The sequence below is a fragment of the Leucobacter chromiiresistens genome (assembly GCF_900102345.1).
Taxonomy (GTDB): domain Bacteria; phylum Actinomycetota; class Actinomycetes; order Actinomycetales; family Microbacteriaceae; genus Leucobacter; species Leucobacter chromiiresistens.
Genome location: NZ_FNKB01000001.1, coordinates 1,437,212 through 1,460,702 on the forward strand (window position 1 = coordinate 1,437,212; position 23,491 = coordinate 1,460,702).

Consider the following 23,491-nt stretch of genomic DNA (forward strand, 5'->3'; position numbering starts at 1 on the left):
CCGTGGGAACAGAGCAGAGCGCGGACCAGGCCGGAATCACCAAACACATCTTCGTGACCGGGGGTGTCGTCTCCTCGCTGGGCAAGGGCCTCACCGCCGCCAGTCTCGGAAACCTGCTGACAGCGCGCGGATTGCACGTCGTCATGCAGAAGCTTGATCCCTATCTGAACGTGGATCCGGGCACCATGAACCCCTTCCAGCACGGCGAGGTCTTCGTGACCGACGACGGTGCTGAGACCGACCTCGACATCGGCCACTACGAGCGATTCCTGGGCATCGACCTCTCCCAGGCCGCGAACGTGACCACGGGCCAGATCTACTCGACCGTCATCGCCAAGGAGCGCCGCGGCGAGTATCTCGGCGACACCGTGCAGGTGATTCCGCACATCACTAACGAGATCAAACGGCGCATGCGGCTGCAGGCGTCCGAGACGCCGCGCCCAGACGTGATCATCACGGAGGTCGGCGGCACGGTCGGCGACATCGAATCGCAGCCCTTCCTCGAGGCGGCGCGCCAGGTGCGCCACGAGCTGGGGCGCGGAAACGTCTTCTTCGTGCACGTCTCGCTCGTGCCCTTCATGGGCGCCTCGGGCGAGCAGAAGACGAAGCCGACCCAGCACTCCGTCGCTGCGCTGCGCTCGATCGGCATCCAGCCCGACGCCCTCGTGCTCCGCAGCGACCGGCCGGTCACCGACGACAACCTCCGCAAGATCGCGCTGATGTGCGACGTCGACGAGGATGCCGTGGTGAACGCGATCGACGTGCCGAGCATCTACGACCTGCCGCAGCTGCTGCACGACCAGAGCCTCGACAGCATCATCGTCCAGAACCTCGGGCTCGCCGACCGCTCGAACGACGTCGACTGGGCGGGCTGGCAGCCCGTGCTCGACGCCGTGCACCACCCGAAGGGCGAGGTGACGCTCGCGCTCGTCGGCAAGTACATCGATCTGCCCGACGCCTACCTCTCGGTCACCGAGGCGCTGCGCGCCGGCGGCTTCGCGCACTCGACGAAGGTCAACATCCGATGGGTGCCCTCCGACAGCTGCCAGACGCCGGAGGGAGCGCTCGAAGCGCTCGGCGACGTCGACGGCATCTGCGTGCCCGGCGGCTTCGGCATCCGCGGCATCGAGGGCAAGCTCGGCGCCCTGCGCTTCGCCCGCGAGAACCACATCCCGACGCTCGGCCTCTGCCTCGGCCTGCAGTGCATGGTGATCGAGTACGCCCGCAACGTGACCGGCCTCGAGGGGGCGTCGTCCACCGAGTTCGACCCGGAGACCCCGGTTCCGGTCATCGCCACGATGGCCGAGCAGGTCGACATCATCGACGGCGGCGACCTCGGCGGCACCATGCGGCTCGGCCTGTACGAGGCGGCGCTCGCCGACGGGTCGCTCGCGGCATCGCTCTACGGGGCCCCCACCGCGACCGAGCGCCACCGCCACCGCTACGAGGTCAGCAACCGCTACCGCGACGAGATCGGCGCCTCGGGCCTCTCGTTCTCGGGCACCAGCCCCGACGGCGCCCTCGTGGAGTACGTCGAGCTGCCGACCGACGTGCACCCGTTCTACATCGCGACGCAGGCGCACCCCGAGCTGCGCTCGCGCCCCGGCACGCCGCACCCGCTGTTCGCCGGGCTCGTCGAGGCCGCGATCCACCGTCGCGACGCCGCCCAGCTGTTCGAGGTCGACAACGGTGAGTGACGTCGTCGGCGCGACGCCGCGCGAGGGCGCTGACGCGTTCGGCGACCTCGCCGACGAGCGCGCCGACGACGTGCGAGTGGAGGAGAGCACCGTGCTCGCCCACGGCGCCGTGTGGAACATGCGGCGCGATCGCTTCGAGTTCGCGGGCGCGGAGCTCGAGCGGGAGTACCTCGACCACACGGGCGCCGTGTCCGTGCTCGCCATCGACGATGAGGATCGTGTGCTCCTCATCAAGCAGTACCGGCACTCCACCGGGCACCGCCTATGGGAGATCCCGGCCGGGTTGATGGACGTCGCGGGCGAATCGGGGCTCGCCGGCGCGCAGCGCGAGCTCGCCGAGGAGGTCGACCTGCAGGCCGAGCACTGGCATCTGCTGCTCGACGTATTCCTCGCCCCCGGCAGCTCCACCGAGGCGATGCGCATCTTCGCAGCGCGCGGCCTGTCGCCCGTCGAGCACGATTACGTACGCTCCGAGGAGGAGGCCGAACTGCATCCGCAGTGGGTGCCGCTCGACGCGGCGGTGGACGCGGTGCTCGACGGTCGTATGCAGAACACCGTGACGGCGAACGCCGTGCTCGCCGCCGCCGCCGCCCGCGCCCGGGGCTGGCGCACGCTGCGCGATCCCGAGCTGCCGTGGAGCGGTCGCGACGCCGTGCGGGGAGAGCTCTCGCACTGATGCCGCTCAGCGTCGCGCAGGGAACGGAGCGGTTTCTGCGCCACGTCGCGCTCGAACTCGGGCTCTCGGCCAACAGTCGATCCGCCTACCGGCGCGACCTCGCCGCGTACGCCGCATGGCTCGAGCGTCGCGGGGTGCCCGACCTCGGCAGCGTCACCCCGGAGACCCTCTCCGCCTACGTCGCCGAGCTCGCCAGCCCGCAGACCGGCGATGACGGAGCGGAGCGGCCGCCGCTCGCGGCCGCGTCCATCACGCGCCGACTCTCGACCGTGCGCAGCATGCACCGGTTCCTGTTCGAGGAGGGGCTGCTCGAGACGCACGCGGGCAGCGGGGTGCGCACCCCGAAGCGGGCGCAGCGCCTCCCGAAGGCCCTGCCGATCGCCGACGTCGAGGCGCTGCTCGCCGCGGCGGGCGGCGACGATCCCGTGGGCCTCCGCGACCGCGCACTGCTCGAGCTGCTGTACGCGAGCGGCGCACGCGTGAGCGAGGTCACCGCCCTCGACCTCGACGACCTGCTGGCCGCGCCCGGCCACGCGGATGCCGCCCACGACCCCGTCGCAGCGCTGGGCGACGGCGGCTTCGTGCAGGTGACCGGCAAAGGGGCGAAGCAGCGCATCGTGCCCTACGGCAGCTACGCGGGGGCGGCGCTCGCCGCCTACCTCGTGCGGGCGCGGCCGGCGATGGCGGCGCGCGGATCCGGCACCCCCGCCTTGTTCGTGGGCCCGCGCGGGGCTCGGCTCTCGCGGCAGAGCGCCTGGCTCGTGATCAAAGCGGCGGCGGAGCGCGCCGAACTCGCCCAGGAGGTCTCGCCCCACACGCTGCGCCACTCCTTCGCAACGCACCTGCTCGCCGGCGGCGCCGACGTGCGCACTGTGCAGGAACTGCTGGGGCACGCCTCGGTGACGACGACGCAGATCTACACGCAGGTCACCGCCGACACGCTGCGGGAGCACTACCTGCTCGCCCACCCGCGCGCGAAGTAGCCGGCTCGCTCGCACCGGCCGGCGCGCGCATCACCCGGCACCGCCCCTTCCGCAGGTGAACGGCGGATGGCCGAACGGCAAACGTTCGGCGAGCGGGGCCGAACTCTCGGCGATACCGCCTCGCGCCCTCCGCCGCAGGTGACATATTCGAAGCAGACCGACCGCGGCCGCCGAACGGGCAGTCGCGGCCCCGACGCCGACAGCGAAGCAGACACCGACCCGTGAACGCCACCCCGAGCGAGCCGCCGCAGCCGCAGCCGCAGCAGCCGCAGCAACCGCAGCAGCCGCAGCAGCCGCAGGAATCGCAGATCCCCCTCACCCGCGGAGCGGAGGCCGCCCCCGAGCGCACGCTCATCGACATCCTGCGCGCCAGCGCCGCGTCGCACCCCGAGGCCTCCGCGCTCGACGCCGGATCGGGGGCGCTGAGCTACCGGGAGCTGCTCGTCGCCGTCGAGCGGAGGGCGGCCGAGCTGCGCGCGTCGGGGGTGCGTCGCGGCGACCGGGTCGGCGTGCGCGTCGATTCGGGGTCGCAGGAGCTCTACATCGCCATCCTCGCCGTTCTGCGGGCGGGCGCCGCCTACGTTCCCGTCGACGCCGACGACACCGACGAGCGGGCGCGGCTCGTGTTCGGCGAGGCCGGGGTGGTGGGCATCGTCGGGAACGACGGGTTCGTGCTGCGCGAGCAGCGAGATGCGGTGCGCGCGGCACCCGGTGAGCCGGACGGAGTCGGTGCCGATCCGTCGCCCGACGACGACGCCTGGATCATCTTCACCTCGGGCTCGACCGGCGTGCCGAAGGGCGTGGCCGTCACCCACCGCTCCGCCGCGGCCTTCGTCGACGCCGAGGCGCGCATGTTCCTGCCGCACGACCCCCTCGGCCCGGGCGACCGCGTGCTGGCGGGCCTCTCGGTGGCCTTCGACGCCTCGTGCGAGGAGATGTGGCTCGCGTGGCGGCACGGCGCCTGCCTGGTGCCCGCGCCGCGCGCCATCGTGCGGGCCGGAGCCGACCTCGCGCAGTGGCTGGTGCGGCAGAGCATCAGCGTCATCTCGACGGTGCCCACGCTCGCCGCGATGTGGCCCGCCGAGGCGATCGAGCACGTGCGCCTGCTGATCTTCGGCGGCGAGGCCTGCCCGCCCGAGCTGGCAGCCCGCCTGGTGGAGCCCGGTCGAGAGGTGTGGAACACCTACGGTCCCACCGAGGCGACCGTCGTCGCCTGCGGATGCCGACTCGACGGCGTCTCGCCCATCAGCATCGGGCTGCCGCTCGACGGCTGGGATCTCGCGGTGGTCGACGGCGCGGGGCGCCGCGTGGGCCCCGGCGAGGCGGGTGAGCTCATCATCGGCGGCGTCGGTCTCGCGCGCTATCTCGATCCGGCCAAGGATGCGGAGAAGTACGCGCCGATGCCCGAGCTCGGGTGGGAGCGCGCCTACCGCTCGGGCGACCTGGTGCGCTACGAGCCGACCGGCCTGCGGTTTCTGGGCCGGGCCGACGATCAGGTGAAGGTCGGCGGGCGCCGCATCGAACTCGGCGAGGTGGAGCACGCGCTGCAGGAGCTGCCGGGCGTGACGGCCGCCGCAGCCGCGGTGCGCGCGAGCGAGTCGGGCGTGCCCGTGCTGGTCGGCTACCTCGTGGTGGAGGGCGGCGAATCGCTCGATCGGGCGCTCGCCCGCGAGCACCTGTCGGAGCGCCTCGCCGCCGGGGTGATGCCGCTGCTCGCCGTGGTCGACGCGCTGCCGGTGCGCACCTCGGGCAAGGTCGACCGGGCCGCGCTGCCGTGGCCGCTGCCCGGCGTGCGCGCCGAGACGGCGACGGGGCTGACGGCGGGCGAGCAGTGGGTGGCGGCGCAGTGGCAGGCCGTGCTCGGCGTGCCCGTGGCGGGGCGCGACGCCGACTTCTTCGATCTCGGCGGCGGCTCGCTCGCGGCGGCGCAGCTCGTCTCGCGCATCCGCGCCCGCGTTCCCGAGTTCACCGTGGCCGACATCTACGACGTGCCCCGCCTGGGATCGATGGCGAAGGCGGTCTCGGCGGTCGCCGATGCGCAGGGCGACGACGGGTTCCACGAACCCGCACCCACCCCGCGGCGCACGCAGTGGCTGCAGACGCTCGCCGGGGCGCCGCTCTGCATCGCGAGCGGGCTGCGCTGGCTCGTCACACTGCTCGCCGCCGGCACGGTGCTGCAGCTGACCACCGGGATCGCGGTGCTGCCGAGCGCGCCGGTGTGGGTCGTGCTGCTCGCGATCCTCGTGCTCTGGACGCCGTTCGGCCGGATGGCGATCGCCGCGGGGGTCGCCCGCCTGCTGCTCGCGGGCGTGCGACCGGGCGACTACCCCCGGGGCGGGGCGGTGCACCTGCGGCTCTGGCTGGCGGAGCAGTTCGCGCAGCAGATCGACGCCGTCGGGCTCGCCGGCGCGCCGTGGATCACGGTGTACGCGCGCGCCCTCGGCGCGCGGATCGCGGCCGACGTGAGCCTGCACACCCTGCCGCCCATCACGGGCATGCTCGCGGTCGGCGCGCGCTCGGCGATCGAGCCCGAGGTCGACCTCACCGGGTACTGGATCGACGGCGACCTGCTGCGCATCGGAGCGGTGCGGATCGGCAGCGACGTGACCGTGGGCGCGCGCAGCACGCTCGCACCGGGCGCGCGCATCGACGACGGGGCGGAGATCGCCCCGGGCTCGGCCGTGTTCGGCCGCGTGAAAGCGCAGCAGACGTGGGCGGGATCGCCCGCCGTGCGGGTCGGCGGGAGCCGCGCGGGGGAGTGGCCCGATCGGCGGCCGCCCCGGCGACCCGCGTGGCGCCTGGCCTACGGTCTCTCGTCGGTGGTGCTCGCCCTGCTGCCCGTCGCCGCGTTCGCCGCGGGCGGTGTCGTGGTGGCCGCCGGCCTGCGCGGCGCCGACTCCCTCGGCGGCGCCATGCTCGCGGCGCTCGCGTGGCTGGTGCCCGCCGTGCTCGTCACGGGCGTCGTCTACGCCGGAGCCGTGGTGGTGCTGGTGCGCCTGCTCGCGATCGGTCTCACCGAGGGCACGTTCCCGGTGCACAGCCGCATCGGCTGGCAGAGCTGGACCACCGAGCGGCTGCTCGACGCGGCCCGTGGCTTCCTGTTCCCGCTCTATTCGAGCCTGCTCACACCGGTCTGGCTGCGACTGCTCGGCGCTCGCGTCGGCCGCAACGTCGAGGCGTCGACCGTGCTGCTGATCCCCGCGATGACGCGCATCGACGACGGGGCGTTCCTCGCCGACGACACGATGGTCGCGTCGTACGAGCTGCATCGCGGATGGATGCGCATCGGGCGTGTGCGCATCGGCAAGCGCGCCTTCCTCGGCAACTCGGGCATGGCGGGCCCGGGCCTCCGCGTGCCGAAGGATGCGCTCGTCGCCGTGCTCTCCGTCGCGCCGAGCAAGGCGAAGGCGGGGTCGTCGTGGCTCGGGTCGCCCCCGGTGCGGCTGCGCCGGCTCGCGCAGAGCGGCGACGACCGCCGCACCTACCATCCCGGGGCGGGGCTGCGCGCGGCGCGGGCGCTGTGGGAGCTGGGCCGGCTGCTCGCGGTCTTCGCGACGACCGCGCTCGGCCTCGCCGTGCTGTTCGCATTCGCGTGGCTGTGGGAGACGGCCGGCCCGGTCTGGACGGCGCTGCTCTCGGGAGTCGTCATGCTCGCAGCCGGAGCGGTCGCCGCCGCGGTGACGACGGCGGCGAAGTGGATCATCGTCGGGCCGGTCCGCGCCGGCGAGGCCCCGCTCTGGTCGAGCTTCGTGTGGCGCACCGAGGTGAGCGACACGTTCACCGAGATGCTCGCGGCCCCGTGGTTCGCCCGCGCCGCCGCCGGAACGCCCGCGCTCGCCGTCTGGCTGCGCTCGCTCGGAGCCCGGGTGGGCGCCGGGGTGTGGTGCGAGTCGTACTGGCTGCCCGAGCCCGACCTCGTGACGCTCGGCGACGGATCCACCGTCAACCGGGGCTGCGTCGTGCAGACCCACCTGTTCCATGATCGAATCATGAGCATGGATACCGTCGAACTCGCCGCGGGGGCCACGCTCGGCCCGCACAGCGTCATTCTGCCCGGAGCCGAGATCGGCGCGCACGCCACCGTCGGCCCGGCATCGCTCGTGATGCGCGGCGAGCGCGTGCCCGTCGGGTCGCGCTGGAGCGGCAACCCCATCGGCCCGTGGCGGGCGCTCAAGCTCCGCGCCTACCAGTCGACGAAGTAGCCGAGCGGCGTGCTGCGAGCGATGAGCGACCCCTACACCCCGACGAGCGGCGACCCCGCCTACGCCGTCGCGCACTACGATCTCGCGCTGCGGTACAAGCCGCGCACGAACCGGCTCGAGGGCCGCGCGCGCCTCCAGGTGCGCGTGCTGGTCGAGACGGATCAGCTGCGCGTCGACCTGGTCGGGCTGAGCGCCGACGGCGTGCGCGTCGACGGGGTGCTGCAGCGGCACATCAAGCGATCCGCGCACGCGATCACGGTGCGCCTCGGCGCTCCGGCCGCCGCGGGCGCCGCGCTGCAGCTCGACATCGACTACTCGGGTCGACCGGCACCCCGCCGGTCGCGCTGGGGCCGGATCGGGTGGGAGGAGCTCGAGCACGGCGCCCTCGTCGCGGCGCAGCCCACCGGGGCCCCCACCTGGTTCCCCTGCAACGACCGGGTCGACGACCGCGCGACCTACACGATTTCGGTCACCACCGATCGCGGCTTCTTCGCCGCGGTCACGGGGGTGCCCGGCCCGGTCACCGGCCGATCCGGGAAGACGACCCGCACGTTCACGAGCTCCGTGCCCACCGCGACCTATCTCGTGGCCGCCCACATCGGCGAGTACGCCGAGTACCCGCTCGGCGCGCGGGCGCGGCTCGTGGCGCCGCCCGCCCGCGCCCGCCTCGCGCAGCGCGCCTTCGCACCCGTGCCGCGCATGATCGAGGCGTTCGAGGCGTGGTTCGGCCCCTACCCGCAGGAGGATCTCACCATCGTGGTCACCGAGGAGGAGCTGGAGATCCCCCTCGAAGCGCAGGGCATGGCGACGTTCGGTCGCAATCACGAGGCGCCGGGCGAGCAGCGCCTCATCGCCCACGAGCTCGCCCACCAGTGGTTCGGCAACAGCGTCGGCGTCGCACGCTGGCGCGACATCTGGCTCAACGAGGGTTTCGCCTGCTACGCCGAGTGGATCTGGTCGGAGGAGTCGGGCGGCCCCGCGATCGCCGCGCTCGCCGCCGCGCACCACGCGCGGCTGGCGGCGCTGCCGCAGGATCTGCTGCTCGCAGACCCCGGGCCCGACGACATGTTCGACGATCGCGTGTACAAGCGGGGAGCGCTGCTGCTCGAGGCGCTGCGGCGGGTTATGGGAGAGGCGGCGTTCCGCGAACTGCTGGTGGCGTGGACGGGCGCCCACCGGCACCGGCTCGTCTCGACGGCCGACTTCGTCGCGCTCGCCCGGTCGCTCAGCCCGGTGCGGGTCGACGCGCTCATCGACTCGTGGCTCGGCGACGAAGCGCTGCCCGAACTGCCCGTGCCGCTCGAACGGTAGGAGGGCGCCGCTCCGTCGAGTGCCGGCGCGATCACTCGCAGGCGAGGCTCAGGATCGCGGCCGGCCCGCCCGGGGCGGGCGCGATGCGCAGGTCGGCGCCCCTGAGCACGGCGGCGCCCGGCTGCCCGGCCGCCCGTCTGCGACCGGCGTGCGCGATCCACCGGCCGTCGGGGAGCGGGGTCACGTCGACGCCCGCGTAGTCGCCGCGCAGCCCGGTGCGGCGAGCCTTCGCGACCGCTTCGATCCGTGTCCAGTCGCAGACGCCGGCGCTTCGGCCGAGCGCCTCGGCGACGCGCGCCCGCGTACGGGCGTCGTCGAGTTCGAGATCGATGCCGAACGCGCGCGCACCGGCGGGCGCTGCGGCGACCGCGACGAGGCCGGGTGCATAGCCGATGCCGACGAGCGGGGCGGCGCGGCCACCCGGGTGGGCCGGGTCGGCGGGGCGCGGATCGCGCAGCTGCGCGGCCGGCGCACCGTGCGCGCTGCTCCCGCACGACGGGCACTGACGGGTGATGCGCACCGCGCCCGGCGCGCCGGGCGCGAGGAGGGCTGCGAGGAGGGCGTGGGCGACGGTGCGGCGATCCTCGCCGCCCCCGAGTGCCCGCCACGCGATGCGCGCGCCGAAGGAGGCGAGCACGGGCGCCGGCGTCACACCGCCCCCTCACCCAGCAGCGCCAGCCGGCTCACGGTGCGGAAGAGGTCGGGTGGCGGATCCGAGATGTCGACGAGCCCCGCGCGATCGGTGCGCGCGAGCACGGTGAGCGGCGCATCCGCGTGCACGAGCACGTCGAGGAGGCCGACGAACCGCTGCCGCGCCTCCCGGCTCGCCTCCGACAGCGGCGGCACGTCGACGAGCACCCAGCGGTCGAACGCGGCGGCGAGCTCCAGATAATCCTCGGCGATCGACGGCGCCTCGAGCAGATCGGCGAAGTCGAACCAGACCTCGGCGGTCGCTCCGACGCCCTGCGTCGCCTCGCTGCGGCGCACCGCGAGCGCGCGCAGAGCGCGGTGCCCGTCGAGCACCGTGGTCGGCTCGTGCGGCTCGGGCGGGGCGAGCCCGGCGGTGCGGGCGGCGCTCGCCGCGTCACCCCGGGCACCGAACGCGATCCAGCGCCCCGATCCGAAGCCGCGCTCGGGGCGGGCCGCGGGGGCCACCATGCGGTAGTCGCTTCCGCCGTCGAGCGTGCGCACCAGGAAGTGCTCGCGGATGAGGCGGACGCTCGGCTCGACCACGTGGTGGAAGACGGGGTTGGCGAGCAGCCCCTCGGGCGCGTAGTTCGAGGTGAGCAGCGTCGGAATGCGACGCGCGACCAGCTCGGCGACGAGGCGGTTCAGCAGACTCGCACCGCCCGGATCGTGCACGTGCAGCTCGTCGAAGAAGAAGACGCGCGCCCCGTCGAGCAGTTCGGCGACGGTCGACTCGATCGCATCGCGAGCGGTCATCCGCGCGCCGAAGCGGCGCTGCAGCTCCTGGAAGAACGGGTGGAAGTGCACGCGCTGCTTGGCGCCGGGCGGCGCGTCGATCGCCGCGAAGATCTCAGCGGCGAGCCGGGTCTTGCCGCGGCCGGCGGGGCCGTGCACGAACACGCCGACCGGTGCATCGTCGGCGCGGCGCTCCCAGAGCTCCGCCGCCTCCGCGACCTCCGCGAGCAGGGCGCTCTGCGCCGCATCGAGCACGATCCCGCTCTGCGCCGCCGAGCGCTCCACCGCGGAGCGCAGCCGCGCGGCCGCGCCGGGAGTCGCGCGCGGTCCGGTCACGTTCCCCGATCCTAGCGATGCACGCGCCAGGCTAGGATGGAATGTCAGCGAGCGGGAGGAGACCGGGTATGGCGAAACAGGTCGAACTGGGGCCGACAGGGCGACCCGAACGCGTCATTCCCGCTCCGAAGCGACTCGACCGCCACGGGCCCGCGCGCATCATCGCGATGTGCAACCAGAAGGGCGGCGTCGGCAAGACGACCAGCACCATCAACCTGGCCGCCGCCCTCGCACGCTACGGTCGGCGGGTGCTCGCCGTCGACTTCGACCCGCAGGGCGCCCTCTCCGCGGGCCTCGGCGTGCCCGCCCACGACGTGCCCACCATCTACGATCTGATGCTCGGCAAAGTGAAGGATCCGCGCGACGCGATCCAGCAGACCGCCACCCCGGGGCTCGACGTCATCCCCGCCAACATCGACCTCTCGGCCGCCGAGGTGCACCTCGTCACGGAGGTCGCGCGCGAGCAGATTCTCGGCAGCGTGCTGCGCAAGGTGGCCGACGACTACGACGTCATCCTGGTCGACTGCCAGCCCTCGCTGGGGCTGCTCACCGTCAACGCCCTCACCGCCAGCCACGGCGTGCTGATCCCGCTCGCCTGCGAGTACTTCGCGCTGCGCGGCGTCGCCCTGCTCGTCGAGACCGTCGACAAGGTGCGCGACCGCCTGAACCCGGCGCTCGAACTCGACGGCATCCTCGCGACCATGTACGACGCCCGCACCCTCCACGCCCGCGAGGTGCTCGAGCGCGTCGTCGACACGTTCGGCGAGAAGGTCTTCGACACCGTCATCGGCCGCACCGTCAAACTGCCCGACGCGCAGATCGCCGCGAAGCCGATCCTCGACTACGCGCCGTCGAACGCCGCCTCCGAGGCGTATCTCAAGCTGGCCCGCGAGCTCGTGCAGCGCGGCGCCGTCGCCTAGCGCCATGGTGGTGGACACGGATCCGGGAGCCGCTGCGGCCGGCGCGGATCCCGTGCCCGCCGACGACCGCTTCCGCGTCAGCCTCGACGTCTTCGACGGCCCCTTCGACCTGCTGCTCACCCTGATCGGCAAGCACGAGCTCGACATCACCGAGGTGTCCCTCAGCCTCGTCACCGACGAGTTCATCGCGTACCTCACGACCATCGAGGGGCAGGGCGTCGTCGAACTCGACCGCGCCTCGGAGTTCCTGGTGGTCGCCGCCACGCTGCTCGACATGAAGATCGCGAGCCTGCTGCCGCAGGGCGAGGCGGTCGACGCCGACGACATCGCGCTGCTCGAGGCCCGCGACCTGCTGTTCGCCCGGCTGCTGCAGTACCGGGCGTTCAAGCAGGCGAGCGCCTGGTTCCGGGATCGCCTCGACGCCGAGGGCGCCCGCCACCCTCGGCAGGTGCCGCTGGAGGCGAAGTACCGCTCGCGCGGGCCCGAACTCGTCTGGACGCTCAGCGCCGCCGACTTCGCGGCGATCGCGACGCTCGCCTTCGCGCCGCGCGAGATTCCGACGGTCGGCCTCGACCACCTGCACGCGCCGCTCGTGTCGATCCGCGAGCAGGCCGCCGTCGTGGTCGCCCTGCTGCGCGTCGCCGACGGGGGCACGGACGACGCGCCAGGTGCCGCCGTGGGGTCGCGCGCCGCTGCGGGCGGGGGAGCCCGATCCTTCCGCGAACTCGTCGCCGGAGTGGAGGAGCGCGGAGTGGTGGTGGCCCGCTTCCTCGCGATCCTGGAGCTGTACCGCCGCGCCGCCGTGAGCTTCGAGCAGGCGGAGCCGCTCGGGGAGCTGTACGTGCAGTGGGTGGGCGAGGGCTGGTCGGATGACGAGCTTGCTACCTTAGGGAACGATTATGACTGAGCACGACGGCGCCGCCCCGCCCTCCGCCCCGCGGCCCTCCGCCCTGCGGCCCGACTCCGCCCGGCCCGACTCCGCCCGGCCCGACTCCCCCCGGCCCGACGCCCGGCCCGACTCCGGAGCGGGGTCACTTTCGGGGGGTGTCGCGGCGCGACACGCACCAGAAGTGACCCCGCTCGCAGAGGCGGATGCGGCGGACGCGGCGGACGACGCTGCCGACGGCGGCGGAGAGCTCGCCGCCGCGCGCCGCGCGCACACGCTGTCGCAGCAGCTGGAGGCGCTGCTCATCGTCGCCGACGAGCCGCTCAGCGCGGTCGCGCTCGCCACCGCTACCGACCGCCCGGTGCGCGAGGTGCGCGCCGCCCTGACGGCCCTCGTCGCCGAGTTCGACGGGGCGAGCGGGGCGGGCGCCGCGGCACCCGGCGAATCACCCGTCGGCGAAGCGTCGGGCACGGGCGCCGGATCTCCGCGCGGGTTCGAGCTGCGCGAGGTCGCCGGCGGATACCGCTTCTACGCCCGGGAGAGCCTCGACCCGATCGTGGCGGACTTCGTGCACCAGCAGTCGCCCGCGCGCCTCTCGCAGGCGGCGCTCGAGACGCTCGCCGTCATCGCGTACCGGCAGCCGATCTCGCGCGGGGCGATCGCCTCGATCCGCGCCGTGAACGTCGACTCGGTGGTGCGCACGCTGCTCGGTCGGGGGCTCGTCGCGGAGGCCGGGCACGATCCCGAGACGGGCGCGATCCTCTACGGCACGTCCGACGCGCTGCTCGGGTATCTCGGCATCGGAGACATCTCCGAACTGCCCCCCATCTCCCCACTGCTCGAAGAACCCACGGAAGGATTCGACGAATGAATCGCTCGGAAGACAAGTTCGGCGGGTCGTTCTCCGTCGACGGCGAGGGCGCCGAGGTCGATCTGGCCGCGTTCGGGTGGGATCGCCCGGAGCGCGCAGCGGGCTCGGGCGGCTCGCCGGGCGACCCCGGGCAGGCGCCCGACGACGGCCGCGTGCGGTTGCAGAAGGCGCTCGCCCACGCGGGCGTGGCGTCGCGCCGGGCGTGCGAGACGCTCATCACCAGCGGACGGGTGTCGGTCAACGGCGTGGTCGAGCGGGAGCTCGGCTCGCGCATCGACCCCGAGAACGACGACGTGCGGGTCGACGGCGTGGTGGTGCAGCTCGACGTGTCGAAGCGCTACTTCGTGCTGAACAAGCCGCGCGGCGTCGTCTCGACGATGAGCGACGAGAACGGGCGGCCCGACCTGCGCGAGTTCACCGACGCGGTCGAGGATCGGCTCTACAACGTCGGCCGCCTCGACACCGACACGAGCGGTCTGCTCATCCTCACGAACGACGGCGAGCTGGCGCATCGCCTCGCGCATCCGAGCTTCGGCGTGCAGAAGACGTACATCGCGAAGGTGCGCGGCCGGGTCTCGCCCGCCGTGATCCAGCGGCTGAAAGACGGGGTGGAGCTCGCCGACGGCCCGATCCGCGCGGATCGGGCGAAGCTGCTGCCCGGCGGGTCGAGCGCCGCGCACTCGCTCGTGGAGGTGACCCTGCACTCGGGGCGCAATCGCATCGTGCGGCGCATGCTCGCGGAGGTGGGGCATCCGGTGGTCGAGCTCGTGCGCCGCCAGTTCGGGCCGCTGCACCTCGGCACCCTGCGCGTCGGCGAGCTGCGCGAACTGTCGGCGGGGGAGCGCGGTGCGCTGCTCTCGGCCGCCGAGGACGGCGGGGCGCCGGATCGCGGGGCGCCGGATCGCGGGGCGCCGGATGGCGGGGCGCCGGAGCGCGGTGAAGCGCAGGGCGGCGGATCCGGCGGCGCCTCCCGGTCGCGCCGTCGCGGCGAGATCACCGCGGGGCGGCCCGGCGACGGCAAGGGCGCCCGCGGCATGCGGGGTACAGCGGCGCGCGGCAACCCGCACGGCCGCGGCGGACGGAAGCAGGGCGGGCGATGAGCGGCGTGCGGCCTCCGGCAGGAGCGGACGCGGGCGCGGGGTCGGACGCGGGTACGCGTGCGGAGACGGGCGGCGCGCACCTGCGCCCCGTCGGCGAGCGGGCCGCGCTGGTCGCGCGCTCCCGGGGCCCGGTGCACATCATCGGCGCGGGGCTGCTCGGCGCCAGCGTCGGCCTCGGCCTGCGCGAGCGCGGCGTCGACGTGACGCTCGAGGATCTGTCGCCGACGACCGTCGCGCTCGCCGCCGACTACGGCGCCGGGCGGGTGCGGTCGGCCGGCGACGACGCGCCGGCGCTCGTCGTCATCGCGACCCCGCCCGACGTCACGGCGGACGTGGTGGAGCGCGCGCTCCGCACCTACCCGCAGGCCGTGGTCACGGATGTCGCGAGCGTGAAGCTCGCGCCCTACGCCGTGCTCGTGCGCCGCGGCATCGACCTCTCGCGCTACGTGGGCTCGCACCCGATGGCGGGCCGGGAGCGCGGCGGCGCGATCATGGCGCGCGCCGACCTCTTCGTGGGGCGGCCGTGGGTGATCTGCCGCGACGGCGAGACGCCCGCGGAGGCACTCGCGCTGGTCGAGGCCGTCGCGCTCGACCTCGGCGGCGTGCTCATCGAGATGACGCCGGAGGAGCACGACCGCTCCGTCGGGCTCGTCTCCCACCTGCCGCAGGTGGTGTCGAGCCTCCTCGCCGCGCGCCTCGTGCCGGCCTCCGACCAGGCGATCGGCCTCGCGGGCGGCGGGCTGCGCGACACCACGCGCGTCGCCTCCAGCGACCCCGAGCTCTGGGTGCAGATCCTCGGTGCGAACAGCGCTCCCGTGGTGGAGCTGCTCGACGCGTTCGCCGCGGATGTCGCCGCGTTCGCCGACGCACTCCGCGATCCGGCCCGCACCGGAGCGAGACGACGCATCGCCGACCTGCTGTCGGCGGGCAACAACGGGGTCTCGCGCATTCCGGGCAAGCACGGCTCGTCGGAGCGGTTCACCCAGATCACGGTGCTGATCGACGATTCGCCCGGGCAGCTCGCGAAGTTGCTCACCGAACTCGGAGAACTGGGCATTAATATGGAAGACTTGCGCCTCGAGCACTCGCCGGGCGCCCAGATCGGTTTCGCGGAGATCGCGGTACTGCCGGAGGTCGCCGAACGCGCGGTCGCCGATCTCGTCGAACGCGGATGGAGGACGCTGTGACTGATGCTGCATCAGCTGCCGCTGCACTGACCGTCGCGACCGGAGCGGCGCAGGCCGAAGCGGATCGGACGGAGGCGGATCGCACCGCCCCGCTGCTCGTCGCCATCGACGGCCCCGCGGGCAGCGGCAAGTCGAGCGTGTCGCGCGCCGCCGCCGAGCAGCTCGGCTTCGGCATCCTCGACACCGGCGCGGCGTACCGGTCGCTCGCGTGGGCGGCCGTCGAGAGCGCCGCCGACCTCGACGACCCCGAGGCGGTCATGGCGATCCTCGACGCCTGGACGTACACGATCACGCTGCACGGACCGCAGCGGGTGACGGTCGACCTCGGCGACGGCGTCGCCCACGACGTGACCGCGGCGATCCGCCAGCACGCCGTGAGCGGGCTCGTGAGCCGCGTCTCCCAGCATCCGCCGGTGCGCGAGCGCCTCAACGAGATGTTCCGGCGCATCGTCGCCGAATCGGAGCTGCCCGGCGTGGTGATCGAGGGGCGCGACATCACCACCGTGGTCGCACCCGACGCCCCCGTGCGCGTGCTCATGACGGCCTCCGCCGCAGTGCGCGCGCAGCGGCGCGCGGGCGAGCTGGCGGGGCTGACGCACGAGCAGGTGCTCGCCGACATCGAGGCGCGCGACGCCAAGGACGCGCTGGTCGTGGACTTCTTCACCCCCGCAGCCGGGGTGACGCTCGTCGACACGAGCGACCTGAACTTCGAGCAGTCGGTGCAGGCTGTGGTCGATATCGTACGAGCGGCGCAGCGCGCCGCGGAAGAGAGCGAATGATGAGCGAGCAGAACCCCGCAACGGGAGCCGAGCGCGGCGACGCGCGCGCCGAGGCGCCCGAGGTCGAGGCCCCCGAGTACGTCGGGCCCGAGGTCATGCAGGTGACCCCCGACGGCAGCCAGGTCGCCGCCGACCCCGAGTACGACGAGGCCGACACGTACGAGGCGACCGTGCACGACGCCCCCGTGCGCGCCGCCGACGAGGGAGAGATCGTCTTCGGCGAGGGCTTCGACGCCAGCGTCACCGACGAGGAGCGTCTGCGCGCCATGCGCTCCAACCTCGAGGGCTTCGACCTCGAGGACGACGACGTGGCGATCATCAGCGACGAGGGCGAGTTCCTCGGGTTCCGCGAGCCCGTCGCCGAGTCGCTGCCCGTCGTCGCCATCGTCGGCCGCCCGAACGTCGGCAAGTCGGCCCTCGTGAACCGCATCCTCGGCCGCCGCGAGGCCGTCGTCGAAGACGTGCCCGGCGTCACCCGCGACCGCGTCACCTACCAGGCGGAGTGGGTGGGCACCCGCTTCAGCCTCGTCGACACGGGCGGCTGGGAGCCCGACGCGAAGGGCATCGACGCGTCAGTGGCGCTGCAGGCGGAGGTCGCGATCGAGCTGTGCGACGTCGTGATGTTCGTGGTCGACTCGCGCGTCGGCCCGACCGCCACCGACGAGCGCGTCGTGCAGCTGCTGCGCCGCACGCACAAGCCCGTCTTCCTCGTCGCGAACAAGGTCGACGACGCCGTGCTCGAAGCGGAGGCCGCGCAGCTGTGGTCGCTCGGGCTCGGCGAGCCGCGCGCGGTATCGGCGCTGCACGGACGCGGCGTCGCCGACCTGCTCGACGCCGTCGTCGAGGCGCTCCCCGAGGAGTCCTCCGTCGCGCAGCCGAAGCTGCTGGGGCCGCGCCGCGTCGCGCTGCTCGGCCGCCCCAACGTCGGCAAGTCGAGCCTGCTGAACAAGGCCGCGGGCGAGGAGCGCGCGGTCGTCAGCGACGTCGCGGGCACTACGCGCGATCCGGTCGACGAGCAGGTCGAGATCGCCGGCCGCGTGTGGACGTTCGTCGACACCGCCGGCATCCGCCGTCGCGTGCACCTGCAGAAGGGCGCCGACTTCTACGCGTCGCTGCGCACCGCCGCAGCGCTCGAGAAGGCCGAGGTCGCCGTCGTGCTCATCGACGTGACGCAGGAGATCTCCGACCAGGATCTGCGCATCATCGACCTCGTGCTCGAGTCGGGGCGGGCACTCGTGCTCGCCTTCAACAAGTGGGACATGCTCGACGACGACCGCCGCCGCTACCTGGAGCGCGAGATCGAGCAGGATCTCGCGCACGTCGACTGGGCGCCGCGCGTCAACATCTCGGCGCGCACCGGCCGCCACCTCGAGAAGCTCGTGCCGGCCCTCGAGACGGCGCTCGAGTCGTGGGACACGCGCATTCCCACCGGCAAGTTCAACGCCTTCGTGGCGGAGCTCGTGCAGGAGCACCCGCACCCGCTGCGCAGCGGCAAGCAGCCGCGCATCCTCTTCGGCACCCAGGTGCAGAACCGCCCGCCGACATTCGTGCTCTTCACGTCCGGCTTCCTCGACCCGCAGTACCGCCGCTTCATCCAGCGGCGCCTGCGCGAGCGCTACGGCTTCGAGGGCAGCCCCATCGTGATCAACATGCGCATCCGCGAGCGGCGCCCCCGCCCCTAGGGCGGAGCGCGGCGGCGTGCCGCCGGCTGCGGCGTGCCGCCGGTCGCGGGGTGCCGCCGGCTTCGGCATGCCGCCGGTCGCGGCGCTCCGCCGGCTGCGGGGGCGCCGCCGACTTCGGCGTGCCGCCGCGCGCGCCACTGCACACCTTTTTCGCCGGAGCACCTGTGTATACGTGGTGCACCGGAGAGAAACCGGTGCAGCGGCGAGCGGGGAGGGGCGAGCGGCGCGGCGGCGCGCCGCCGGTCGCGGCGCTCCGCCGGTCGCGGGGCGCACCCCCAGCGAGGGCGCGCTAGCCTCTGAGCATGGCGCGACCCGAGACTCCAGGCGAGACACCCGAGACGCCCGAGACGCCCGGGGCTCCCGAGACTCGCGAGACCGGCGACGGCGCCCCGGGGCGGCAGCTCACGCGCCTGGAGCGCACGATCGACCGCGCCGCGAACCGCCTGCTCGCGGGCCGGCCGGCCTCGGGCCCGCGCGCCGTCGCCATCGAGGCGGCGGTGTTCCTGCTGAAGCAGGCGTGGGCCTGCATCTTCGGGGCGCTGATGCTCGTGGTGATCGTCGCCGCGCGGCTCTGGTACCCCGACGACGCCGCGCTGGCCCGCAACGACGCGCTGACGATCGCCGCCGTGGCGATCCAGGTCGGCATGCTCGTGTTCCGGCTGGAGAGCGGGCGCGAGCTGTGGGTGATCGTGCTGTTCCACATCACGGGCACCGCGATGGAGCTGTTCAAGACCGACGTCGGCTCGTGGGCGTACGCGGCCGACGGGGTGCTGCGCATCGGGGCGGTGCCGCTCTTCAGCGGGTTCATGTACGCGGCGGTCGGCTCGTACATGGTGCGCGTGTACCGGCTGCACGATCTGCGCTTCACGCGGTACCCGCCGATCTGGGCGACGACCGTCGCGGCGGTCGCGATCTACGCGAACTTCTTCACCCACCACTACGTCTTCGACGCGCGGTGGCTGCTGCTCGCGGTCGTGGTGCTGCTGTGGGCCCCGACGCTCATGCACTTCCGCATCTGGCGGGCGACACTGCGGGTGCCCGTGCTGCTCGTGTTCGTCGGCGTCGCGCTGTTCATCTGGATCGCCGAGAACGTCGCCACGCTCTCGGGTGCGTGGCTGTACCCCGGTCAGGTGGACGGGTGGGAGCTCGTCTCGGGGCAGAAGATCGTCTCGTGGTTCCTGCTGATGATCATCTCGGTCGTCATGGTCACCTGGGTGTACCGCCCCAGGCGACCGGACGCGGGGTGAGGGGGGAGCCGCTGAAGCGTCGTCACGCGGCGATTGCGAGGGCGAGCGCACCGAACCCGAACACGGCGACGGCGATGATGCCGGCGAGCGCCCAGAGTGCGAGCATCGCGGCGTTCAGCCAGACGCCCCAGAGGGCGAGGGTGCGATCCCGGGTGTTGCGGCGCAGTGCGAGGATGCCGAAGACGAGGCCGGTGATGGGGGCGAAGAAGGTCCATCCGCTCACCACGGAGGCGATGCCGAGCACGAAGCTCGTGATCGAGAACGCGCGGGAGTGGTCGTCGATGGCGACCGGGCCGCTCGGGAACGGCTCGGAGCCGCTCGATGCGGCGCTGCTCGCCGCGAGCGGCGTGGTGTCGGCGAAGCGGGTGTCGGGGGTGGTGGTGGCGCTCATGGCGGCTCCTCTCGTGGGCGGCGAACGGGGTGTTCGTCGGTGATGGTTCCACGGTAGGTCGGGGCGGGGTGGCGCCGCGTCCGCCTGCGGTATGGCCCGCATGAGACCCCGGTACCGCGTGTCGCGGCGCCCGGGTCAGGGACGCGTCAGGGGCGGCTCGGGGTCGGCTCAGGGTGCCGCCGGAATGCCGGTCGGGTCCCGCCGGCTTGCGGCCCGCGGCCCGCGCCCCGCGTCCAGCCCGGCACCAGCCCACGCCCAGCCCCGCCGTCAGTGCGCGGCCTGCGACACGTCGGTGCCCTTGGGCGTCATGAGGAAGACCGCCGCCGCGACGGCGAACATGATGAGGCCGCCGGCGATCCCGGTCGCCTGCATCGCGTGCGTGAAGGCGACGCCAGCCTGCTGCCCGAGCTCGGGGAGACGCAATTCGTCGGCGATCGAGACGGCCGCCCCGAGCGATTCCTCGGCCTGCCCGGCGAGCGCCCGCTCGACGCCCGCGAGCGCCCCCGAGGCGACGAACTCGGCCCGGTAGAGCAGCGCCGACACGCTGCCGAGAATGGCGACGCCGAGCACGGCGCCGAGCTCGTACGAGGTCTCCTCGATGGCGCCCGCGTTGCCGGCCTTCTCCTCAGGGGAGCCGTGCATGATCATGGCCGAGGCGATGGCGAGCGACCCCGTTCCGGCGCCGATGAAGCACAGCGAGATGATCACGGTGAGGGTGCTGAGCGTGCCCGGCTGCAGGCCGATGACGAGCATGCCGACGCCCGCGAAGCCGAGGCCGCCCGCCAGCACGGCGCGGGCGCCGATGCGCCGGGCGAGCACGGGGGCGGTGAGCGAGGCGAGGGCGCCGGTGATCGCGATGGGGAAGAGGCGGATGCCGGCCTCGACGGGGGACGCGCCGTCGACGAGCTGCAGCCACTGCGCGATGAGCAGCAGGGCGGCGATCATCGCGAACGTCGAGCCGAGGGCCGCGATGGCGCCGGCCGAGAAGACGCGGTTGCGGAAGAGACTGAGATCGAGCAGCGGCGACGCGCTGCGGAGGCAGCGCACCACGAACCAGGCGAGCAGGGCGGCGCCGGCGGCGAACGCGACGAGCGCCTCGGGTACGAGCAGGCTCGCCTCCTTGCCGAAGGTCTTGATGGCCCACACGAGCAGCGTCATGCCGACGAGCGACAGCGCTGCGGCGAGGAAGTCCCAGCGGCCGGTGTGCGCGACGCGCGATTCGGGCAGGATCGCGATGCCGGCGATCACCCCGGCGAGCATGAGCGGCACGTTCACGAGGAACGCCGCGTGCCACGAGAAGTACTCGAGCAGCAGCCCGCCGAGCAGCGGGCCGACGGCGGCGCCGAGGCCCGAGACCGCCGCCCAGATGGCGAGGGCCGTGGCGCGCTCGCGGGCGTCGGTGAAGATGACGCGGATGAGCGAGAGGGTGATGGGCATGATCATCGCGCCGCCGATGCCGAGGATCGCGCGGATCGCGATGACCGACTCGGCGTTCGTGGCGAACAGCACGAGCAGCGACGCGACGCCGAAGATGGAGTAGCCGAGCAGCAGCATGCGCTTGCGGCCCCAGCGGTCGGCGATCGCGGCGAACGAGACGAGCAGGCCGGCGAGCACGAGCGAGTAGACGTCGATGATCCAGAGCTGCTGGTCGCTCGTGGGGTGCAGCTCGGCCGCCATCTCGGGCAGTGCGATGTTGAGGATCGTCATGTCCATGGTGATGACGAGCAGGCTCGCGGTGAGCACGCTGAGCGCGGCCCAGCGGCGCGCTCGACTGAGCGGTGCGGGCTTCGGTGCGTGGTGCGGTGCGGAGTGTGGTGCGATGCGCTGGTCGGACATGGGGATCACGGTCTTTCTGAATTCGGTCTGGGGTCGTGCGTGTGGGTGTCGGGGCCGGCCGTTTCGCTACGTGTGCGCCGAGCCCGGCACGGGCATCGTCATGAGGGCCTGGAGCACGCGGGTGAGCTCGTCGCGGCCGAGCGGCGTGCCGGTGAGCCCGGCGTGCATGGTCGCCCCGTCAAGGAAGACGGCGATGGCGACGGCGCGCTCCTCGCCCACCTGCGTCGAGAGGAGGGCGACGATGCGCTCGGGCCAGCGCAGCGCGAGGGCGCGCAGCCGGGGGTCGGTGGTGCCGCTCGTCATGAGCGCGATGTCGGCGTGCACGGTGCGCGGGTCTTCGAGGTAGGCGAGCAGCTCGTCGATGATGGGGTCGGGGCGCTCGAAGATGGTCGCGATGAACGGCTCGAGCCGCGCGATCGACTCGTCGATCTCGTCGGCGAGCTGCTGCAGGGCGCACTCGCGCATGTCGTCGATCGAGGTGAAGTACTGGGTGGTCGAGCCGAGCGGCACGGAGGCGCGCTTCGCGACCGCGCGGTGGGTGAGTGCCGCGGCGCCCTCCTCGACGATGATCTCGGTAGCTGCGGCGAGGATCGCGCGGCGCCGACCCTCGGGATCCCGTCGGCGGGGAGCGGCGGGTGCGGCCTGCGCAGCGGGCGCGGCCTGCGCGGCGGATTCGGTGGTCTCGTGCATGGCTGCTCCTTTCGTGGTCGATTCGGGCGTGAGTCGAGGTGGCACTGGGTGCCTCTGCTTAATGTACATGTGTACATGTACATTTGTACAGTGGGAAATTCCGGATGCTCGTCGGTGACGGCGGACTAGAGCGCTGGGGTGACGTCGAACTCGGAGTCGGAACCGGAGTCGAAGCCACCCGGGTGGAACCAGCTCGCCCCGATCGGAGCGCTGCTGGCCGCGGTGGTGTTTCTCGGCGCAGGAGCGGTCAACACCGCGGTGCATCCCGATTCCCGGTGGTCGCTCGGGTGGGTGTTCGTTCTGGTGGTGGTTCCCGGGGTCGCAGCGGGCTGCATTGCAGGTCTCGGTGCACGGCTCGGCGTGTGGATCGCGCGCATCAGTCACGAGTCGACACTCAAAGGGGATATCTCGGTCGGTGCGCGTGCGATCGGTGCCGGTGTCGGCGGGGCTCTGACGGGAATGCTTCCCATCGGCTCCCTCGTGAGCCTGTTCGAGTGGGCGCCGCACGCGGGAGCCTGCATGCAGCTCTCCATGCTCGTGCTGTTCGGCGTCTTCGCGGGGTACGTCATGCTCGGTTCTCGACGGGGTTCCCGCACGGGATAGGCCGCGCGAGCCCCACCGAAGTCGCAGCCTCGAGGGCTCGCCGCACGCGGTCGATCGCCGCATTGCGCCGCATTTCGCCGAGCTGGCGGTCATTCCACCCGTTGTCGGAGGGAGCGGGTAACGTGACACTCAGACGACCGGCACCACGCCGGTCAGCCCGATGACGGGCGTGAGGGGGAAGAAAATGGCGCAGATCAGTACGGCCGATCTCTACGACGAGCGCGGCAGCGAGCTGCGGTCGGTGTCGTTGCAGCTGCAGAACATCGGCGGCATGACCGGGTTCACCGGGCCGGTGCGCACGCTGCGGTGCTTTCAAGACAACGCCCTGATTCGGCAGACGCTCTCGAGCGACGGGCACGGCGCCGTGCTCGTGATCGACGGCGGCGGCTCGCTCGAGACCGCGCTCGTGGGCGACCAGATCGCCGAGCTCGCCTGCGACAACGGGTGGGCGGGGCTCATCGTGCACGGCGCGATCCGCGACCGCGTCGCGATCGGCACGCTCCCGTTCGGCGTGAAGGCGCTCGGATCGAACCCCGCGAAGTCGACGAAGACGGGCGCGGGCGAGGTCGACGTGCCGGTCGAGATCGGGGGAGTGGAGTTCCGCCCCGGCGTCACCGTGTGGTGCGACGAAGACGGGATCCTGGTCGAGGCGTAACCCGCCCCGCCAGCCGG

The 23,491-nt window shown here is 73.1% G+C and carries 19 protein-coding genes and 1 pseudogene; 15 read left to right on the forward strand and 5 right to left on the reverse strand.

From position 1 onward, the window contains the following. The first annotated feature begins 2 nt into the window (after positions 1–2). From BLT44_RS06630 to BLT44_RS06650, 5 genes are all read left to right on the forward strand, one after another. On the forward strand, positions 3–1,697 hold the full coding sequence (locus BLT44_RS06630) for a CTP synthase (RefSeq protein WP_010154820.1): 1,695 nt from the start codon (positions 3–5) through the stop codon (positions 1,695–1,697). Beyond that, positions 1,690–2,373 (forward strand): NUDIX domain-containing protein, encoded by a 684-nt coding sequence (locus BLT44_RS06635; protein ID WP_010154819.1) that lies wholly within the window; start codon positions 1,690–1,692, stop codon positions 2,371–2,373. The genes BLT44_RS06630 and BLT44_RS06635 overlap by 8 nt, the downstream gene beginning before the upstream one ends. Beyond that, entirely contained in the window at positions 2,373–3,356 is a 984-nt protein-coding gene (locus BLT44_RS06640) for a site-specific tyrosine recombinase XerD (RefSeq protein ID WP_010154818.1), read from the forward strand. The genes BLT44_RS06635 and BLT44_RS06640 overlap by 1 nt, the downstream gene beginning before the upstream one ends. A 308-nt stretch (positions 3,357–3,664) precedes the next feature. Continuing rightward, positions 3,665–7,558: a Pls/PosA family non-ribosomal peptide synthetase gene (locus BLT44_RS06645; protein ID WP_074690329.1), complete on the forward strand. Its 3,894-nt coding sequence runs from the start codon at positions 3,665–3,667 to the stop codon at positions 7,556–7,558. A 9-nt stretch (positions 7,559–7,567) separates the two neighbouring features. Further along, positions 7,568–8,869 carry a M1 family metallopeptidase gene (locus tag BLT44_RS06650; RefSeq protein ID WP_010154814.1) on the forward strand — a complete coding sequence of 434 codons (1,302 nt, stop codon included), beginning with the start codon at positions 7,568–7,570 and terminating at the stop codon, positions 8,867–8,869. 31 nt (positions 8,870–8,900) lie between these two features. Here BLT44_RS06650 and BLT44_RS06655 read toward each other — a convergent pair whose 3' ends face one another. Both BLT44_RS06655 and zapE read right to left on the reverse strand, forming a co-directional pair. Further along, positions 8,901–9,521 (reverse strand): hypothetical protein, encoded by a 621-nt coding sequence (locus tag BLT44_RS06655; protein ID WP_074690044.1) that lies wholly within the window; start codon positions 9,519–9,521, stop codon positions 8,901–8,903. After that, positions 9,518–10,627, reverse strand: coding sequence for an AFG1/ZapE family ATPase (zapE, locus tag BLT44_RS06660; protein WP_010157826.1), 1,110 nt, complete (start codon positions 10,625–10,627; stop codon positions 9,518–9,520). The genes BLT44_RS06655 and zapE overlap by 4 nt, the downstream gene beginning before the upstream one ends. Before the next feature lie 68 nt (positions 10,628–10,695). Here zapE and BLT44_RS06665 point away from each other — a divergent pair, with 68 nt between their 5' ends. From BLT44_RS06665 to BLT44_RS06700, 8 genes and pseudogenes are all read left to right on the forward strand, one after another. After that, the gene (locus BLT44_RS06665; protein WP_010157825.1) at positions 10,696–11,547 is read left to right on the forward strand and encodes a ParA family protein; all 852 of its coding nucleotides are present in this window, start codon (positions 10,696–10,698) and stop codon (positions 11,545–11,547) included. 4 nt (positions 11,548–11,551) lie between these two features. Beyond that, positions 11,552–12,454 (forward strand): segregation and condensation protein A, encoded by a 903-nt coding sequence (locus tag BLT44_RS06670; RefSeq protein ID WP_010157824.1) that lies wholly within the window; start codon positions 11,552–11,554, stop codon positions 12,452–12,454. A 163-nt stretch (positions 12,455–12,617) separates the two neighbouring features. Next, complete coding sequence (gene scpB, locus BLT44_RS06675) at positions 12,618–13,304, forward strand: SMC-Scp complex subunit ScpB (RefSeq protein ID WP_143026013.1); 687 nt, start codon at positions 12,618–12,620, stop codon at positions 13,302–13,304. A gap of 152 nt (positions 13,305–13,456) precedes the next feature. Further along, a pseudogene (locus BLT44_RS15895) lies at positions 13,457–14,188 on the forward strand (pseudouridine synthase); the annotation flags it as partial. A gap of 212 nt (positions 14,189–14,400) precedes the next feature. Continuing rightward, a complete protein-coding gene (locus BLT44_RS06685; RefSeq protein WP_083351982.1) occupies positions 14,401–15,591 on the forward strand; it encodes a prephenate dehydrogenase in 1,191 nt (396 codons plus the stop codon). Further along, positions 15,588–16,370: a (d)CMP kinase gene (gene cmk, locus BLT44_RS06690; RefSeq protein ID WP_010157821.1), complete on the forward strand. Its 783-nt coding sequence runs from the start codon at positions 15,588–15,590 to the stop codon at positions 16,368–16,370. Before BLT44_RS06685 ends, cmk begins: the two co-directional genes overlap by 4 nt. Further along, complete coding sequence (gene der, locus BLT44_RS06695) at positions 16,370–18,052, forward strand: ribosome biogenesis GTPase Der (protein ID WP_010157820.1); 1,683 nt, start codon at positions 16,370–16,372, stop codon at positions 18,050–18,052. The genes cmk and der overlap by 1 nt, the downstream gene beginning before the upstream one ends. 302 nt (positions 18,053–18,354) lie before the next feature. Next, the gene (locus BLT44_RS06700) at positions 18,355–19,299 is read left to right on the forward strand and encodes a DUF817 domain-containing protein (protein WP_083351983.1); all 945 of its coding nucleotides are present in this window, start codon (positions 18,355–18,357) and stop codon (positions 19,297–19,299) included. 22 nt (positions 19,300–19,321) lie between these two features. On the opposite strand, the gene BLT44_RS06705 is transcribed toward BLT44_RS06700, so the two are convergent. The 3 genes from BLT44_RS06705 to BLT44_RS06715 form a co-directional block, all read right to left on the reverse strand. Next, the gene (locus tag BLT44_RS06705; RefSeq protein ID WP_010154812.1) at positions 19,322–19,690 is read right to left on the reverse strand and encodes a DUF4190 domain-containing protein; all 369 of its coding nucleotides are present in this window, start codon (positions 19,688–19,690) and stop codon (positions 19,322–19,324) included. Positions 19,691–19,957: 267 nt separating this feature from the next. Beyond that, on the reverse strand, positions 19,958–21,526 hold the full coding sequence (locus BLT44_RS06710; RefSeq protein ID WP_010154811.1) for an MFS transporter: 1,569 nt from the start codon (positions 21,524–21,526) through the stop codon (positions 19,958–19,960). Positions 21,527–21,592: 66 nt separating this feature from the next. Continuing rightward, positions 21,593–22,216 (reverse strand): TetR/AcrR family transcriptional regulator, encoded by a 624-nt coding sequence (locus BLT44_RS06715; protein WP_010154810.1) that lies wholly within the window; start codon positions 22,214–22,216, stop codon positions 21,593–21,595. A gap of 138 nt (positions 22,217–22,354) precedes the next feature. Here BLT44_RS06715 and BLT44_RS06720 point away from each other — a divergent pair, with 138 nt between their 5' ends. Both BLT44_RS06720 and rraA read left to right on the forward strand, forming a co-directional pair. After that, complete coding sequence (locus BLT44_RS06720; RefSeq protein WP_010154809.1) at positions 22,355–22,819, forward strand: hypothetical protein; 465 nt, start codon at positions 22,355–22,357, stop codon at positions 22,817–22,819. Between the two features lie 184 nt (positions 22,820–23,003). After that, on the forward strand, positions 23,004–23,474 hold the full coding sequence (rraA, locus tag BLT44_RS06725) for a ribonuclease E activity regulator RraA (RefSeq protein ID WP_010154808.1): 471 nt from the start codon (positions 23,004–23,006) through the stop codon (positions 23,472–23,474). The last annotated feature ends 17 nt before the right edge of the window (positions 23,475–23,491 follow it).